Origin of the sequence: Streptococcus oralis (assembly GCF_001075875.1) — a bacterium.
Taxonomy (GTDB): Bacteria; Bacillota; Bacilli; order Lactobacillales; family Streptococcaceae; genus Streptococcus; species Streptococcus oralis_I.
On sequence record NZ_JUOS01000041.1, the window covers coordinates 1 to 14,315 of the forward strand.

At 38.5% G+C, this 14,315-nt stretch carries 14 protein-coding genes; 11 read left to right on the forward strand and 3 right to left on the reverse strand.

Going from position 1 to position 14,315, the window contains the following annotated elements; all coding sequences use genetic code 11:
- On the forward strand, positions 1-181 hold a 181-nt coding region (locus ADM33_RS11645; protein ID WP_342621211.1), incomplete at its 5' end, for a hypothetical protein.
- On the opposite strand, the gene ADM33_RS02835 is transcribed toward ADM33_RS11645, so the two are convergent.
- Complete coding sequence (locus ADM33_RS02835; RefSeq protein ID WP_049503088.1) at positions 178-408, reverse strand: hypothetical protein; 231 nt, start codon at positions 406-408, stop codon at positions 178-180. The two genes, ADM33_RS11645 and ADM33_RS02835, sit on opposite strands and share 4 nt — an antisense overlap.
- A 281-nt stretch (positions 409-689) precedes the next feature.
- On the opposite strand from ADM33_RS02835, the gene ADM33_RS02840 reads away from it, so the two are divergent.
- Together ADM33_RS02840 and ADM33_RS02845 are read left to right on the forward strand one after the other, a co-directional pair.
- Entirely contained in the window at positions 690-1,382 is a 693-nt protein-coding gene (locus ADM33_RS02840; protein ID WP_049503089.1) for a hypothetical protein, read from the forward strand.
- 211 nt (positions 1,383-1,593) lie between these two features.
- Complete coding sequence (locus tag ADM33_RS02845; RefSeq protein WP_049503090.1) at positions 1,594-2,280, forward strand: YoaK family protein; 687 nt, start codon at positions 1,594-1,596, stop codon at positions 2,278-2,280.
- A 43-nt stretch (positions 2,281-2,323) separates the two neighbouring features.
- Here the strand turns inward: ADM33_RS02845 and dusB are convergent, their stop codons facing one another.
- Positions 2,324-3,304 carry a tRNA dihydrouridine synthase DusB gene (gene dusB / locus ADM33_RS02850; protein WP_049503091.1) on the reverse strand — a complete coding sequence of 327 codons (981 nt, stop codon included), beginning with the start codon at positions 3,302-3,304 and terminating at the stop codon, positions 2,324-2,326.
- On the reverse strand, positions 3,291-4,163 hold the full coding sequence (gene hslO / locus ADM33_RS02855) for an Hsp33 family molecular chaperone HslO (protein WP_049503092.1): 873 nt from the start codon (positions 4,161-4,163) through the stop codon (positions 3,291-3,293). Before hslO ends, dusB begins: the two co-directional genes overlap by 14 nt.
- A gap of 390 nt (positions 4,164-4,553) precedes the next feature.
- Between hslO and dltB (ADM33_RS02860) the strand changes: the two genes are divergently transcribed.
- The 8 genes from dltB (ADM33_RS02860) to nt5e all read left to right on the forward strand — a co-directional run bounded on the left by dltB (ADM33_RS02860) (position 4,554) and on the right by nt5e (position 14,213).
- Positions 4,554-5,708 carry a D-alanyl-lipoteichoic acid biosynthesis protein DltB gene (dltB, locus tag ADM33_RS02860; RefSeq protein ID WP_049503093.1) on the forward strand — a complete coding sequence of 385 codons (1,155 nt, stop codon included), beginning with the start codon at positions 4,554-4,556 and terminating at the stop codon, positions 5,706-5,708.
- Positions 5,709-5,745: 37 nt separating this feature from the next.
- On the forward strand, positions 5,746-6,918 hold the full coding sequence (gene dltD, locus ADM33_RS02865) for a D-alanyl-lipoteichoic acid biosynthesis protein DltD (protein WP_049503094.1): 1,173 nt from the start codon (positions 5,746-5,748) through the stop codon (positions 6,916-6,918).
- A gap of 452 nt (positions 6,919-7,370) precedes the next feature.
- Positions 7,371-7,502 (forward strand): teichoic acid D-Ala incorporation-associated protein DltX, encoded by a 132-nt coding sequence (locus ADM33_RS02870; protein WP_004254020.1) that lies wholly within the window; start codon positions 7,371-7,373, stop codon positions 7,500-7,502.
- Positions 7,503-7,522: 20 nt separating this feature from the next.
- Positions 7,523-9,073 (forward strand): D-alanine--poly(phosphoribitol) ligase subunit DltA, encoded by a 1,551-nt coding sequence (gene dltA / locus ADM33_RS02875; protein WP_049503095.1) that lies wholly within the window; start codon positions 7,523-7,525, stop codon positions 9,071-9,073.
- Positions 9,070-10,314 carry a D-alanyl-lipoteichoic acid biosynthesis protein DltB gene (gene dltB / locus ADM33_RS02880; RefSeq protein WP_049503096.1) on the forward strand — a complete coding sequence of 415 codons (1,245 nt, stop codon included), beginning with the start codon at positions 9,070-9,072 and terminating at the stop codon, positions 10,312-10,314. Before dltA ends, dltB (ADM33_RS02880) begins: the two co-directional genes overlap by 4 nt.
- A gap of 13 nt (positions 10,315-10,327) precedes the next feature.
- On the forward strand, positions 10,328-10,567 hold the full coding sequence (gene dltC / locus ADM33_RS02885; protein ID WP_000351968.1) for a D-alanine--poly(phosphoribitol) ligase subunit DltC: 240 nt from the start codon (positions 10,328-10,330) through the stop codon (positions 10,565-10,567).
- A complete protein-coding gene (gene dltD, locus ADM33_RS02890) occupies positions 10,560-11,828 on the forward strand; it encodes a D-alanyl-lipoteichoic acid biosynthesis protein DltD (RefSeq protein WP_049503097.1) in 1,269 nt (422 codons plus the stop codon). Before dltC ends, dltD (ADM33_RS02890) begins: the two co-directional genes overlap by 8 nt.
- A 141-nt stretch (positions 11,829-11,969) precedes the next feature.
- Complete coding sequence (gene nt5e, locus ADM33_RS02895) at positions 11,970-14,213, forward strand: cell surface ecto-5'-nucleotidase Nt5e (RefSeq protein ID WP_049503098.1); 2,244 nt, start codon at positions 11,970-11,972, stop codon at positions 14,211-14,213.
- Positions 14,214-14,315: the final 102 nt, after the last annotated feature.

Consider the following 14,315-nt stretch of genomic DNA (forward strand, 5'->3'; position numbering starts at 1 on the left):
CAAAAGTCCTAGCCTCTCAATTGTCTTTGGATTGTCGAGCAAGACGCAGTGGTTGAGTGGACTCTACTACGCTGATTTCATCAGCTTTTACAGCCCTACTCAACTGTGCGGAGGTGAGACGACGAAATCGAATTCTAACGAATTACCGATTTCTGTCCCCCTCTCTCTTTTTGACTACTAAGGATGTTTATCTTTCTTTGAATTGCTCATGATTCGAATGAATAAATCCTTGTATTTATATTTTAAATAGTGTTCGTGTAAATACATTAGAGACACATAGACAATCATGAAAATGGCAGTTAAATAGAACAAATCAAATGTTGTTTGAGCGTAATGAGTAGCAATCCCATAAGAAGAGAAAGCACCAATAATCAACCAAGGAAGATATTTGTAATATTTCTTTGACATAAACCTACACCTCCAATATCCTATTTCAATTTTATTATAGCACTTCAAGAAAAAAATGCAAGCGATTACACATGTAAAATATAGTATTCTCATAGGAAAAATTTTCCTGTTTTTTTAATTCTTTACGAATAAAAGATATAGGAGGGATAAGGAAACAAATGTACTAAAAAATAATTCTAAAAAATTTTAGATAAATAGTTGACGGATTCAAAAACAAATATTACAATAATGTTACAAAAATATTTCTTAACATTTCGAAAATGTTACAAAAGGAGCATAAAATGAAAAATAAAACTTATATCAAATTAATGGCTGCAACTGTACTCGCTTCAACATTACTATTGGGGGCTTGTGGCAATAAGAAAGAGAATACTGCAAGTGATAGTTCTAGCAAGACAACACAAGCATCTTCTAGTTCTAAGGCAAGTTCTTCAAGTAAAGAGAACAAGACTCAGAAGTCCTCAAGTTCAGCTTCAACAGAAAAAGCTAAATCATCATCTTCTGATCAGTCAACGACTACTACTAACCAATCGCAAGCAACACCAGCACCAGAAACAAAACAAAATCAAGAACCTTCTGCTAAGCAAACCCCTTCTCAAGCCCCATCCAATCAACAAGGAACACAAGCAAAATCGAATCAGTCAGCTTATGATCCAGCAACTGATCGCAAACTCCAAGACAAGCAAGCAGAGCACAACAAACGTTATAAAGGTGTCTTGACTATGGTAGACAAAGATTTTTCGGCTGCGGCTGGAAATTGGAAGGGTGCGAATGGTGAAACGATCACTGTTTCATCAGCTGGTCAATTTACAGTAGAATCTGCTGATGGTAAGAAAGAAAACTACTCTATCCAAAGCTATTCTTATACCCTTGATGATGGGAAATACAATGCTGAAGTAGGTGGTGGAAAAGTCATCCAAATTACAACGGGTGCAGATGGTACTGTTTCAAGTGTTACTTTGATTAAGCCATAGACTTCAGTACAGAAATAATTTGTTTAAAAATAGTTCAGTTGACGAGTACCTACAGCATTTGAAGTTGATAAGACATCATAAATGAACTCCAGAGATGAGACTAACTTAGGAGTATATGTAATCATGTCTACCTGAACTGACCATTTTTCACTTAGTTTCTCCGAGAGAAGTGGTATAATGAATGCATTAAAGGGAAACGAGTGATGAATCAATGACGGATCAATTAATTTTACCTCAAAACACACGACTCATGGGAGTGTTTCTTGGCTTTATCGGTGGTTCTTTGGATGTATTCTGTCACATTCAGTATCACAGTTTGGTGGCGACACAGACAGGGAACATTCTCCTACTGATATCAGATTGGCACGACTCACATGTCATCAATACCATGTTGCGATTCTGCTCGATTATATTCTTTTCCCTAGGATTTCTTTTTGCCTTACACATGAAAGAATATCGCAAAACAGCTTATTGGCGTGTTAAGATGCTACTTCCCTTATTTATCGGGACCCTTGTTCTGCCCTTCTTTTCCCGCTTTCCTCTATTAGAAGTTCCTTTTATTGCTTTTGGAACTGGAATGATGATGCTAACATTTACGGGTAGTTTGATTGAAGATCATCCCTATGTCATTTTTATGACGTCTGGAAATTACCGAAAAATGTTGACTGCTTTGTATCGCATCGTTAGAGGAGAAGGAGATATTCAAGAATATCGTCGTCAAGCCTTGAACTATGGTATTGTTGTAGGTAGTTTCGTAGTGGGGGCCATTAGCTTGGCTGTATCTATGCATTTTTTCCATGAATGGTCTATTTGGATTGTCAGCTTTAATTTGTTGTTGATTATGGCATACTATATTGCTAGAGTGAAGCAGCTAGATTTGCAAGATGAAAATATATAAAAAACGGCAGATCTCAATTTGAGATTTGCCAATTTTTATACGTTTATGCTTTTTCTAACTGTAAGAGAGCTTCAATTTCTGCAAGTGTGCTTGCCTGTGAGATAGCTCCACGGAGTTTGGCTGCACCTGATGTTCCACGGAGATAGTGAGGAGCGAGGCCACGGAATTCACGGACCGCAACCTTTTCTCCCTTGAGATCAATCAAGCGTTTTAAGTGCTCATAGGCAATTTTCATCTTGTCTTCAAAGGTTAAATCAGGCAGGATTTCTCCAGTTTCAAAGTAATGATTGATTTGATTGAAGAGGTAAGGATTTCCCATGGCTGCGCGTCCAATCATAACGGCGTCGGCACCGACTTCCTCGATGCGTTGTTTAGCTTCTTGAACCGTACGGATGTCTCCGTTAGCGATAAATGGAATCTTGGTCAGAGCTTGTGCAACCTTATGAAGAGTCTCAAGGTCTGCGTGACCTGTGTACATTTGCTCACGTGTACGGCCGTGCATGGCAAGGGCAGAAACGCCTGCAGCTTCAGCAGCGAGGGCATTCTCCACGGCTAAGGATGGATCAGACCAGCCAGTGCGCATTTTGACAGTAAGGGGGATATCAAGGACAGATTGAACTTTGTTAATGATAGAGTAAATCTTATCTGGGTCCTTGAGCCACATAGCCCCAGCTTCGTTTTTGACGATTTTATTAACTGGGCAACCCATGTTGATATCAACGATATCGGTCTTGGTGTTTTCTTGGATGAATTCTGCTGCGCGTGCTAGGCTGTCTTCATCGCTACCAAAAAGTTGGATAGAGACTGGGTTTTCGCCTTCATCGATATGAAGCATGTGAAGAGTTTTTTCGTTGTTGTATTGGATTCCCTTGTCAGAGACCATTTCCATGACAACGAGTCCAGCTCCAAGCTCTTTTGCAATGGTACGGAAGGCAGAGTTGGTTACTCCCGCCATGGGTGCTAAAACGGTACGATTGGGAATCTCAACATTGCCAATCATAAAAGGTGTATTAAGATTTGTCACGAATGAGTTCCTCCAGGTCGTTTTCATCAAAGTTGTAAGTAGTTTGGCAGAATTGACAAGTGATTTCTGCCCCGTGGTCTTCGTCCTTCATTTCCTGCAAGTCTGAGCTTGGAAGACTAGAAAGAGCCTTCATAAAACGTTCTTTGCTACAGTCACATTGGAAACGAATTTCTTCTTCAGACAGACGTTTGTATGGTTCGTCTCCGTAGATAGCCTTGAGAAGGGCTTCGATATGGTCATCGCTTTCTAGAAGAGTCGAAATAGCTGGCATCTCTTGGATACGTTTTTCAAAGTGAGCAATCTCTTCTTCCTTGGCTCCTGGCAAAACTTGAACGAGGAAACCACCAGCGACTTTGACCTTGTCGTCTTCATCCAAAAGGACATTGAGGCCGACTGCAGAAGGGGTCTGCTGACTTTCTGTTAGGTAGAAAGCTAGATCTTCACCGATTTCTCCCGAGATGAGGGGAGTCATAGAGTTGTAAGGATTTCCAGTGCCGTAGTCTGTGATAACGAGGAATTGACCATTTCCGACAAAAGGCCCGACTAGGACTTCGCCAGTTGCAGTCTTTTTGATGTCGACACCAGGATTTTGAACGTAGCCTTTGACATTCCCCTTGGTATCAGCGACGGTGATAATGGCCCCTAGAGAGCTAGTTCCCAGCACCTTAACTGTTAGTTTGGTATTTCCTTTTTCATTGGCTGCGAGAATCTGGCTAGCAATGAGGGTACGTCCGAGTGCCACAGTTGAGCTAGCTTGGGTTTGATGTTTTTCTTGAGCAGTGCGGACAGTTTCAGTGCTGTCTAGTACATAAGCACGAAAAGATCCACTTTCTGATATTGTTTTTATAATTTTATCCATAGCTACTATTTTAGCATAAAAATGCCCAAAGGGGGAGTGGGGTGTTTGCTAGTTCTGAGGATTATTCTGGCATTTTTTATATTATGTTCCGCTTGAAGAAGAAAAGGAAAGGGATAACAAAAGTATTTAGGAGACTTGATGGAAAAAGCTGAGTCAAGTTAATTTTCTACTCTTGGATTTTATTTATTTTGTGAATAATTTTGTCTCGTTATTGGGATTTAGTGGTAAGAGTCATTTATTTTTTTATTTTAGGAAATTGGATAATAGAAGTATATAGTTTTTAAATTATGATATAATTAATAAAGTTAATTATCCTTGATAATATGATAGGGACTAATCCTAAAATGACAAATCAGGAGATGAGAAAAAGAGAAAAGGAGTCCACCTGGTATGAATTATTTTGAGGGGAATGAGTTTTTCCTTCTATTGTTTGTGGTTTTACTGATTGGCTTTGTTTTAAACTATTTTAGCAAGCGTAAGGATTATTATATTTTAAGTCTGTCAATTTTATTTGCAGGAGCCATCTATGGTAAGAGTAAATCCATGGTTGTTTATCTATTGGCTTTCATCATCTACCAATATGTTCTAGTTTTCATAGCACAAAGAATGGATTCAAAACGGTTAAAACCTCTAGTTATGTTATCCATTTTACCTTTAGTGGTCAATAAAGTCTTTGCCATAACCCAGCTACATTTGTTGGCTTTTATTGGGATTTCCTACATGTCCTTTAAGACCATTCAGATTATGCTAGAAATATCGGATGGTTTAATCAAAGAAAAAATCAGTGTAAAAGATTATCTGCAGTTTCTACTCTTTTTCCCTACAGTTAGTTCTGGGCCAATCGATCGTAGCAGAAGATTTCTAAAAGAGATCAATAAAGTCATGCCTAGAAAAGACTACCTAGAGTTAGCAGGTGATGGTATTTATCGCATCGTTTTAGGCCTTCTCTACAAGGTTGTTTTATCAACCTATGTTTACCAGATACTACTTGCTCTAAGCAATACTGGTACAGTTGTCTACTCAATCAAATATATGTACCTGTATACTCTTTATCTGTTTTTTGACTTTGCGGGGTATAGTTTGATGGCTGTTGGAAGCAGTAATGTTTTGGGTATTCAGACACCGATGAATTTCAATAAACCTTTCTTGAGTATTGATATCAAGGATTTCTGGACTAGATGGCACATCACCTTGTCAACATGGTTGAGAGATTTCGTATTTTCAAGAGTTTTGATGCAGGTTATCAGAAAGAAATGGTTTAAGAATAGATTACACAATGCAGCCTATGCCTATATGGTCAATATGTTGGTTATGGGATTTTGGCATGGAATTAGTGTCAGCTACATCGCTTATGGTTTTTACCATGGAATCTTGATGTCTGGATTTGAAATTTATCAAAAGAAAAGCACTTTTTATAAGAAACATAAAAATAAAACTTGGTACAAGCTAATAAGTTGGTTTGTGACCATGAATTTAGTTATGGTTGGCTTCTTTATCTTTTCAGGTGAACCTTATAAGATAATTATGGCAATTCTAAGTAGATAAATAGATCTGCTAAAACAAGGAGATTGGACAAAACAAGATGATTAAGTTAAAAGCATTTTTACTATCGCTTGTGCTCGTAATTGCGACTCTTGCTCTTTTAAATGTGACATATGTCAAGAAGATTGATGATTATTATACAGTTAAGGATAACAGTATTCGCTATAGCACTTCGTATGAAAAATATAAAAGTAGAGATATTCTGACAAGTAATATTACTCCCAACACACTGGTTTTATTGGGATCATCTGAGTTGGTTGCGACAAAGGATGAAGATTATCATCCTAATAGAATTTTTAACTATAACGATTTCAATATCATGCAGATTGGGACTAGTTATTCTCAAAATATCATTCAGGCTACAACCTTGAGCTCGATTGAGGGGGCTATGAGTAAGCGAAAAGTAGCCATCATAGAGTCTGTTCAGTGGTTTGAAAAAGATGGAACCCATCAAGATGCTTTTTTGAACAAGGCTTCTCAAGAACATATTTTCCACATGCTAGATAATGACAAGATTAGTAAGGAAACAAAAGAAAAACTAATCAATCGCATTATTGAGATTACCAAGGGGAACAAGCAACAAAATGACATCTACAAAAAATACAAAAGTTATTTCATAGATGGGAAAGGAACCATTGTTGATAAAAAACTATTAGAGTTAAATAACGTGATATATTCTTTTAAGCTCAAACGAAAATTTTATGAAAATCATGAGAAATCAGATTATCCCTTATCAGGAGATAAAACTCCAGACTATGATTGGGAGGAGATGACGAAGAAGTTTGTAGAAGAAGTTAAAAAGAAAACAGATAACAATGATTATGCTGTGGATAATAACTACTACAATACCTACTTGAGAGACCGCTATGCTTCATTGAAAGATTCTAACAAAGACTTGAGCTACATAGAGTCACCAGAGTATTCAGATATGGAACTTTTCTTGACAGTTGCCAAGGAATTGGGAATTGAAGTTGAAGTCATTATTTTTCCAGTAAATGGAAAATGGAATGATTACACAGGTGTTTCACGAGAAATGCGTGAAGAAACTTACAAAAAAATAGAAAATATTGCCAAAAACCACGGTGCTACGGTGTTAAACTATGGAAATAAAGAGTATGAAGATTACTTTTTATTTGACGTGATGCACGTTGGGGTGAAAGGATGGATGGAAGTTGAAAAAGAACTTTACAAATTTGCAAACCAAGCTAACTAACACACACCGTTTAATCTTATGGACGCTATTTTTCTATACGGTTATCTTAAGCATCGTGATTTATTGTTTTGTGACCGATTTTTCGAACATTCAAGATTTCATCTATAGTGAATTTTAAGATTACATATTATAAAAATCTCTAGATAAAGGGAATTCTACCGATAAAGTGAGACATAAGATAAGGCTCTATAATATTTATAGTGGGGAAGTCCTCTATAGGTAGTATAGAGCTTACTTTGTTGTAGCTCCCAATATAATCTATACTGGAAAGCATTAAAGCTATCATTAGAAGGTATCATATGGAACAATTTAATGATGTTGAAATGTAGTGGAAATGGACGGAAAACAATTGAAAAAATAGTTTATAAAGTGGTATAATAGCAGAAAAATAAGTTAGTAAGAAATTAGATTTTATTTTAGTTGAAAATTACAGGAATGAAAGGTTTTTCTTGATGAAACAGAGAAATGAACTCTATCTCTTTCTTGGTCGGACAGCCTTGTATTTTATCATTTTCTTGGGCCTACTTTACTTTTTTAGTTATCTCGGTCAGGTTCAAGGTAGCTTTATCTATAATGAATTTTAACTTAAAGGAGAACCCCTATTGTGTCAAATAAACCAATAGTAGATATGATTGAAACCATTGAGCATTATGCTCAAAAGCAGCCTAATTTTCCGGTCTACAATGTCCTTGGAGAAGAGCATACCTATGGCCAATTGAAGGCGGATTCAGATAGCTTAGCAGCCCATATTGACCAAATTGGACTTCCTGAAAAGTCACCTGTTGTGGTCTTTGGTGGTCAAGAATATGAAATGTTAGCAACCTTTGTGGCCTTGACCAAATCTGGCCATGCTTATATCCCAATTGATAGCCACTCTGCCTTGGAGCGCGTGTCTGCGATTGTTGAAGTAGCTGAGCCAAGCCTAATCATCGCCATCAATGAGTTTCCAATTGAAAACCCAGCTGCTCCAATCATGTCCTTGGAGCAAGTGCGTGAAGCTTATGCGGCTCAACATGCCTATGATTTGCAACATCCGGTCAAAGGGGATGATAACTACTACATCATCTTTACTTCGGGGACGACTGGGAAGCCAAAAGGGGTGCAGATTTCACATGATAACTTGCTCAGCTTCACCAACTGGATGATCACAGATAAGGAGTTTGCAACGCCAGAACGTCCGCAAATGTTGGCGCAACCGCCCTATTCCTTTGACTTGTCTGTCATGTATTGGGCACCGACCTTGGCTCTTGGAGGAACGCTTTTTGCCCTCCCATCAGCCATTACTCAAGACTTCAAACAACTCTTTGCAACTATCTTTTCTCTTCCGATTGCTATCTGGACTTCGACACCATCTTTTGCAGATATGGCTATGTTATCTGAAGATTTCAATGCTGAAAAGATGCCAGGCATTACCCATTTCTACTTTGATGGGGAAGAGTTGACTGTTAAAACTGCTCAGAAATTACGCGAACGTTTCCCAAATGCGCGCATCATCAATGCTTACGGTCCAACAGAAGCAACAGTTGCTTTGTCGGCAGTTGCTATTACAGATGAGATGTTAGCGACACTTAGACGCTTGCCAATTGGTTATACCAAAGAAGATTCTCCAACCTTCATCATTGATGAGGTAGGAAATAAATTGCCAAATGGGGAACAAGGTGAGATCATCGTGTCTGGACCGGCTGTTTCAAAAGGTTATATGAATAATCCTGAGAAAACAGCAGAAGCTTTCTTCGAATTTGAAGGTCTGCCAGCCTACCATACGGGAGATGTCGGAACTATGACGGATGAAGGCCTTCTTCTCTACGGTGGACGGATGGATTTCCAAATCAAGTTTAACGGCTACCGTATTGAGCTAGAAGATGTTTCTCAAAACTTGAACAAATCTCAGTACATTGACTCGGCTGTTGCGGTACCGCGCTATAATAAAGATCACAAGGTTCAAAATCTCTTGGCCTATGTTATCTTAAAAGATGGCATCAAAGAACAATTTGAGCGCGAAATTGATATCACGAAAGCTATCAAGGAAGACTTGGAAGATATTATGATGTCTTACATGATGCCATCTAAGTTTCTTTACAGAGAGGAATTACCACTGACTCCAAATGGCAAGATTGACATCAAAGGATTGATTAACGAGGTAAACAATAGATGATGGAGCTTCTTAAACAGCTTCCTCATATTGAGCCTTATGGGAATCCGCAGTACTTTTTGTATGTGATTACTGCTATTTTGCCAATCTTTATCGGTCTTTTTTTCAAAAAACGTTTTGGCTGGTATGAAATATTGGTTAGTCTGTTCTTTATAGTCACTATGTTGACGGGAGGCAAGACCAATCAATTAGCTGCCTTAGGAATCTATCTAATTTGGCAAATGGTACTGGTTCTTTTTTACAAGCAATATCGAAAAGTCCGAGATGGTAAATGGATTTTCTACCTAGTAAGTTTATTATCATTGTTTCCCATCGTCTTTGTCAAGGTGCAACCAGCTATTAACGGTACACAGTCTCTCCTGGGATTTGTAGGAATCTCTTATTTGACCTTTCGCTCAGTGGGAATCATCATCGAACTGAGAGATGGAGTCATTAAGGATTTGAATATGTGGGAGTATTTGCGTTTTCTTCTCTTTATGCCGACATTTTCAAGTGGTCCTATTGATCGTTTCAAACGTTTTAATGAAAATTATCAGACAATACCAGAGCGCGATGAGTTGATGGATATGCTAGCCGAGTCCGTTCGGTATATCATGTGGGGATTTTTGTATAAATTTATCCTAGCTCATATTTTAGGCGAGATTTTATTACCACCGCTAAAGAATTTAGCTTTACAAACAGGTGGCGTCTTTAACTATTATGTAGTAGCCATCATGTACACATTTGGTTTGGAGCTCTTCTTTGACTTTGCAGGTTACTCTATGTTTGCTATAGCTATTTCAAATCTGATGGGAATTCGTAGTCCGATTAACTTCAACAAACCTTTCTTGTCCAGAGATTTGAAAGAGTTTTGGAATCGCTGGCACATGAGTTTATCCTTCTGGTTTCGTGACTTTGTCTTTATGCGCATGGTCATGGTGATGACAAGAAAGAAGCTTTTTAAGAATCGAAATGTGACTTCAAGTGTCGCCTATATCCTGAACATGCTCCTTATGGGGTTCTGGCATGGGATAACTTGGTTTTACATTGTCTATGGGCTCTTTCATGGGCTAGGTTTAGTGATTAATGATGCTTGGGCTCGAAAGAAAAAAGCGCTCAATAAGGAACGTAAGAAAGCAGGGCAAGCTCCCTTGCCTGAGAATCGCTGGGTTCAGTTGCTTGGCATGGTTATAACCTTCCATGTCGTGATGATTTCATTCTTAATCTTCTCTGGATTTTTGAATGATTTATGGTTTAAAAAATAAAAGGAGTTAAAAAATGGATATCAAATCAGAAGTTATTGAAATTATTGATGAATTGTTTATGGAAGATGTTTCTGACATGATGGATGAGGATCTTTTTGATGCGGGTGTCTTGGACAGTATGGGAACAGTTGAATTAATTGTGGAAATCGAAAATCGCTTTGATATTCGTGTCCCAGTTACAGAATTTGGTCGTGATGACTGGAATACAGCTAATAAAATCGTAGCAGGGATCACGGAGTTAAAGAATGCTTAAACGCCTGTGGTTAATCTTCGGGCCTATCTTTGTAGCGGTCTTGTTGGTGTGCCTTCTTATCTGTTTCTATCCAAGTAGCCCAAGTCATAATCTCATGGAGGAAAAATACTCTGCCGCTTCGATAAGTGCAGAAAGCTTTAAGGAAAGAAGCCAAAAAGTAAGAGCTCTTACGGATCCTGATATGCGTTTCGTGCCTTTTTTTGGATCTAGTGAGTGGATGCGTTTTGATAGTATGCATCCAGCAGTACTGGCTGAAAAATATGACCGTTCTTATCGTCCTTACTTTATGGGACAGGCAGGAGTAGCTACCCTCAGCCAGTATTTTGGGATACAACAAATCACATCCGAGCTTGAAAATAAGCAAGCGGTATTTGTGATCTCTCCACAGTGGTTTACAAAAGAGGATCATGACCCGACTATTTTTCAAACCTATTTTAATAATGATCAGTTGACTGCCTTCTTGGAAAATCAATCTGGGGATGCAGCCTCTCAGTATGCTGCCAATAGACTCTTAAAGCAAAATCCTGGTGTTTCTATGAAGAGCATCGTTGAGAAATTAGCCAAAGGAGAAAAATTATCAGAGTTCGACCAAAGTATGATTAATATTTCGTCGCAATTAAATGAGAAACAGTCAGCTATTTTTGGACAATTCTCCATTCGAGGTCGATTAAAGTACAAAGATCATATTGAAAAATATTTGGGTAGCCTCCCAGAACAATTTTCTTATGAAGAATTGGAAAATATCGCGCGAAAAGAGGGTGAAGAAAATACAACCAATAATGATTTGGGAGTAGATAATCATTTTTACAATACTAAGTTAAAGAAAGATTGGAAAAAATGGGAAGGATCTCAAAAGAATTTTAACTTTCTCAAATCACCTGAGTACAATGATTTGCAGCTAGTGCTTGATCAATTTGCTAAGTCTAAGGTAAATGTGCTCTTTGTTTTTCAACCCGTCAATAAAAAATGGATGGATTATACCGGGCTAAGTGAGGAGATGTATCAACACACAGTTGAAAAAATTCGTTACCAGTTGGAGAGTCAAGGTTTTACCAATATTGCTGATTTTTCAAAAAATGGTGGAGATCCTTACTTTGTTAAGGATACGATTCATATTGGTTGGTTAGGCTGGTTGGCGTTTGATAAGGTTGTAAATCCTTTTTTGAGTAATCCAACAACAGTACCTAATTACCAAATGAATGATCGTTTCTTTAGCCAAGATTGGGCGGATTACGATGGTAACATCAAAGATTTTCAATAATAATATAGAAAAGAGTTTGAGCTTTTTGTTCAGACTTTTTTTATGAAATGTCGGATAGGTTACCTTCAAAAAGGTTAAAAGTTTTAAAATGATGCTAAATAGCGTATAATGGTAAAAGAAAGAAGAGAAAGGGATTCCAATATGAATAAACGTTTTTTGTTGCCTGTCCTATCGACAGCTCTATTAGCTCCGGCCTTTTTAGCTGGACAAGTTTATGCTGAAGAAAACACTAGTACTTCAGAAGCTACAGAAGTTGTGAGCACTACAGAAGCACCAGTAGTGGCAGCGACTCCTGAGGTTGTTACAAGTCCGGCAACACCAGCTGAAGAGGCTGCAACCCAAAAAGAAGAAGCAGATACTGTTATCTTGCATACTAATGACGTGCATGGTCGTATCGTAGAAGAAAAAGGAGTAATTGGAGATGCCAAGCTCGCGACAGTTATTGAGAAGGAGCGCGAAAAGGGCAATCAAACGACTCTAGTGGTGGATGCAGGGGATGCCTTCCAAGGTCTGCCAATTTCAAACTCTACAAAGGGTGAAGCACGTGCCAAAATCCTAAATGAGATGGGCTACGATGCTATGGCTGTAGGAAATCATGAGTTTGACTTTGGACTTGACGAAGCTAAAAAATACAAAGAAATCTTGAACTTCCCATTGCTCAGCTCAAACACTTATGTGAATGGGGCTCGTTTATTTGAAGCAGCAACAATTGTTGATAAGAACAAGGATGTTGAAGGTGATGAGTTTGTCGTCATCGGTGTGACAACACCTGAAACAGCCACCAAGACCCACCCTAAAAATGTTAAAGGCGTAACCTTTACAGAACCTATTGCAGAGGTTAACAAGGTTATCGAAGAAATTCAAGCTAAAGCCTTGGCAGAAGGCAAAGACTACAAACATTATGTTGTTCTCGCTCACTTGGGAGTCGATACAACAACACCTGTAGAATGGCGTGGTTCAACACTTGCAGAAGCACTTTCAAAAAATCCTCTTTTGAAAGGTAAGCGTGTTACAGTGATTGACGGTCACTCTCATACAGTAGAATCGACTACTTATGGTGACAATGTGACATACAACCAGACAGGAAGCTATCTCCATAACGTTGGTAAAATCACATACAAATCTCGACAATTATTAGGTAATCCTTCAATCATTGCGGCTGCAGATGCTAAGAAATTGGAAGCTAATCCAAAAATTGAAAAACTTGTCAAGGACATCAAACAAAAGTATGACGCTGAAAATGCTATAGAAGTCGTTTCAAATAGTCCAGTTGAATTGAACGGTGACCGTGAAAATGTCCGTGTCCGTGAAACTAACCTTGGAAATGTTGTCGCAGATTCTCTCTACCAGTACGGTCAAACAGGCTTCAGTCATCCAACAGACATCGCTGTGACAAATGGTGGTGGCTTGCGTGAAACGATTGCCAAGGGTAAACCAATTACAAAAGGAAATGTCATTGCGGTTTTACCATTTGGAAACACAATCTCACAAATTCAAGTAACTGGTCAGCAAGTTCTGGATATGTTTGAAAAATCACTCGGATCTATTTTGCAGGTTGATAAGGCAGGAAAAACTGTCTTGGATGAAAATGGTCAACCATTGCTAGAGCCAAGTGGTGGATTCTTACAGGTTTCAGGAGCCAAGGTCTATTACGATACAAACTTAACTGCAGGCAAACGTGTCTTGGCTATTCAAGTTAAGAATCGTGCGACTGGTCTTTATGAAAAACTAGATTTGGAAAAAATCTACTACCTAGCAACCAATGACTTCCTTGCGGCAGGTGGTGACGGTTATACCATGCTTGGTGGTGCCAGAGAAGAAGGTCCTTCAATGGATGCTGCCTTTGAAGACTATCTCAAAACGGTTGATTTGTCTCAGTATGAAAAGGTAAATCCAAATTCACGCACGATTTCTGTGGATTCAAAAACATTTAAACTGCCAGAAGAGCAAGGTCCAGCTAAACCAGGAAAAGATTCAGCAACAGATCCGGCTAAACCAGGAAAAGATTCAGCAACAGATCCGGCTAAACCAGAAAAAGATCCAGCAATAACTCCTACTCAACCAGGAAAAAATCAGGGAACAACTCCGGCTAATTCAGGAAATGATGCAACTAAGCCAGGAAAAACTCAAGAGACAACTCCAGCTAAAACTGAGAAGGACTCAGCAACAAAAACAACTCCATCAGGGAAAAATCAAGGAACAACTCCTGCCCAAACATCTACTGTAAAAGTTGATTATAAGGTTGCAGATAAATTTGCCAACAAGACAGTCGTATCAGAAAAATTACTTCCTAATACAGGTAGTGAACAATCTATTTTCATGATGCTATTGGGTATGATTCTTGGAGCGACAGCCCTCTGGACTAGCCGCAAACAAGAAAAATAATTCTAAAGGATGAAAACATCTCAGGTGTTTTCATCTTTTTTCGGCTCTTTGTCAACTGTAGTGGGTTGATGAAAAGTTATAACCTGGAGAGGACCAACTTGG

What these genes read in the sequence shown, in the direction of transcription:
- dltC (WP_000351968.1), top strand. Translation starts at nt 10,328, where the DNA reads ATGGATATCAAATCAGAAGTTATTGAAATTATTGATGAATTGTTTATG.
- dltB (WP_049503093.1), top strand. Translation starts at nt 4,554, where the DNA reads ATGAATTATTTTGAGGGGAATGAGTTTTTCCTTCTATTGTTTGTGGTT.
- hslO (WP_049503092.1), bottom strand. Translation starts at nt 4,163, where the DNA reads ATGGATAAAATTATAAAAACAATATCAGAAAGTGGATCTTTTCGTGCT.
- dltD (WP_049503094.1), top strand. Translation starts at nt 5,746, where the DNA reads ATGATTAAGTTAAAAGCATTTTTACTATCGCTTGTGCTCGTAATTGCG.
- ADM33_RS02835 (WP_049503088.1), bottom strand. Translation starts at nt 408, where the DNA reads ATGTCAAAGAAATATTACAAATATCTTCCTTGGTTGATTATTGGTGCT.
- dltD (WP_049503097.1), top strand. Translation starts at nt 10,560, where the DNA reads ATGCTTAAACGCCTGTGGTTAATCTTCGGGCCTATCTTTGTAGCGGTC.
- ADM33_RS02870 (WP_004254020.1), top strand. Translation starts at nt 7,371, where the DNA reads ATGAAACAGAGAAATGAACTCTATCTCTTTCTTGGTCGGACAGCCTTG.
- ADM33_RS02845 (WP_049503090.1), top strand. Translation starts at nt 1,594, where the DNA reads ATGACGGATCAATTAATTTTACCTCAAAACACACGACTCATGGGAGTG.
- ADM33_RS02840 (WP_049503089.1), top strand. Translation starts at nt 690, where the DNA reads ATGAAAAATAAAACTTATATCAAATTAATGGCTGCAACTGTACTCGCT.
- nt5e (WP_049503098.1), top strand. Translation starts at nt 11,970, where the DNA reads ATGAATAAACGTTTTTTGTTGCCTGTCCTATCGACAGCTCTATTAGCT.
- dltB (WP_049503096.1), top strand. Translation starts at nt 9,070, where the DNA reads ATGATGGAGCTTCTTAAACAGCTTCCTCATATTGAGCCTTATGGGAAT.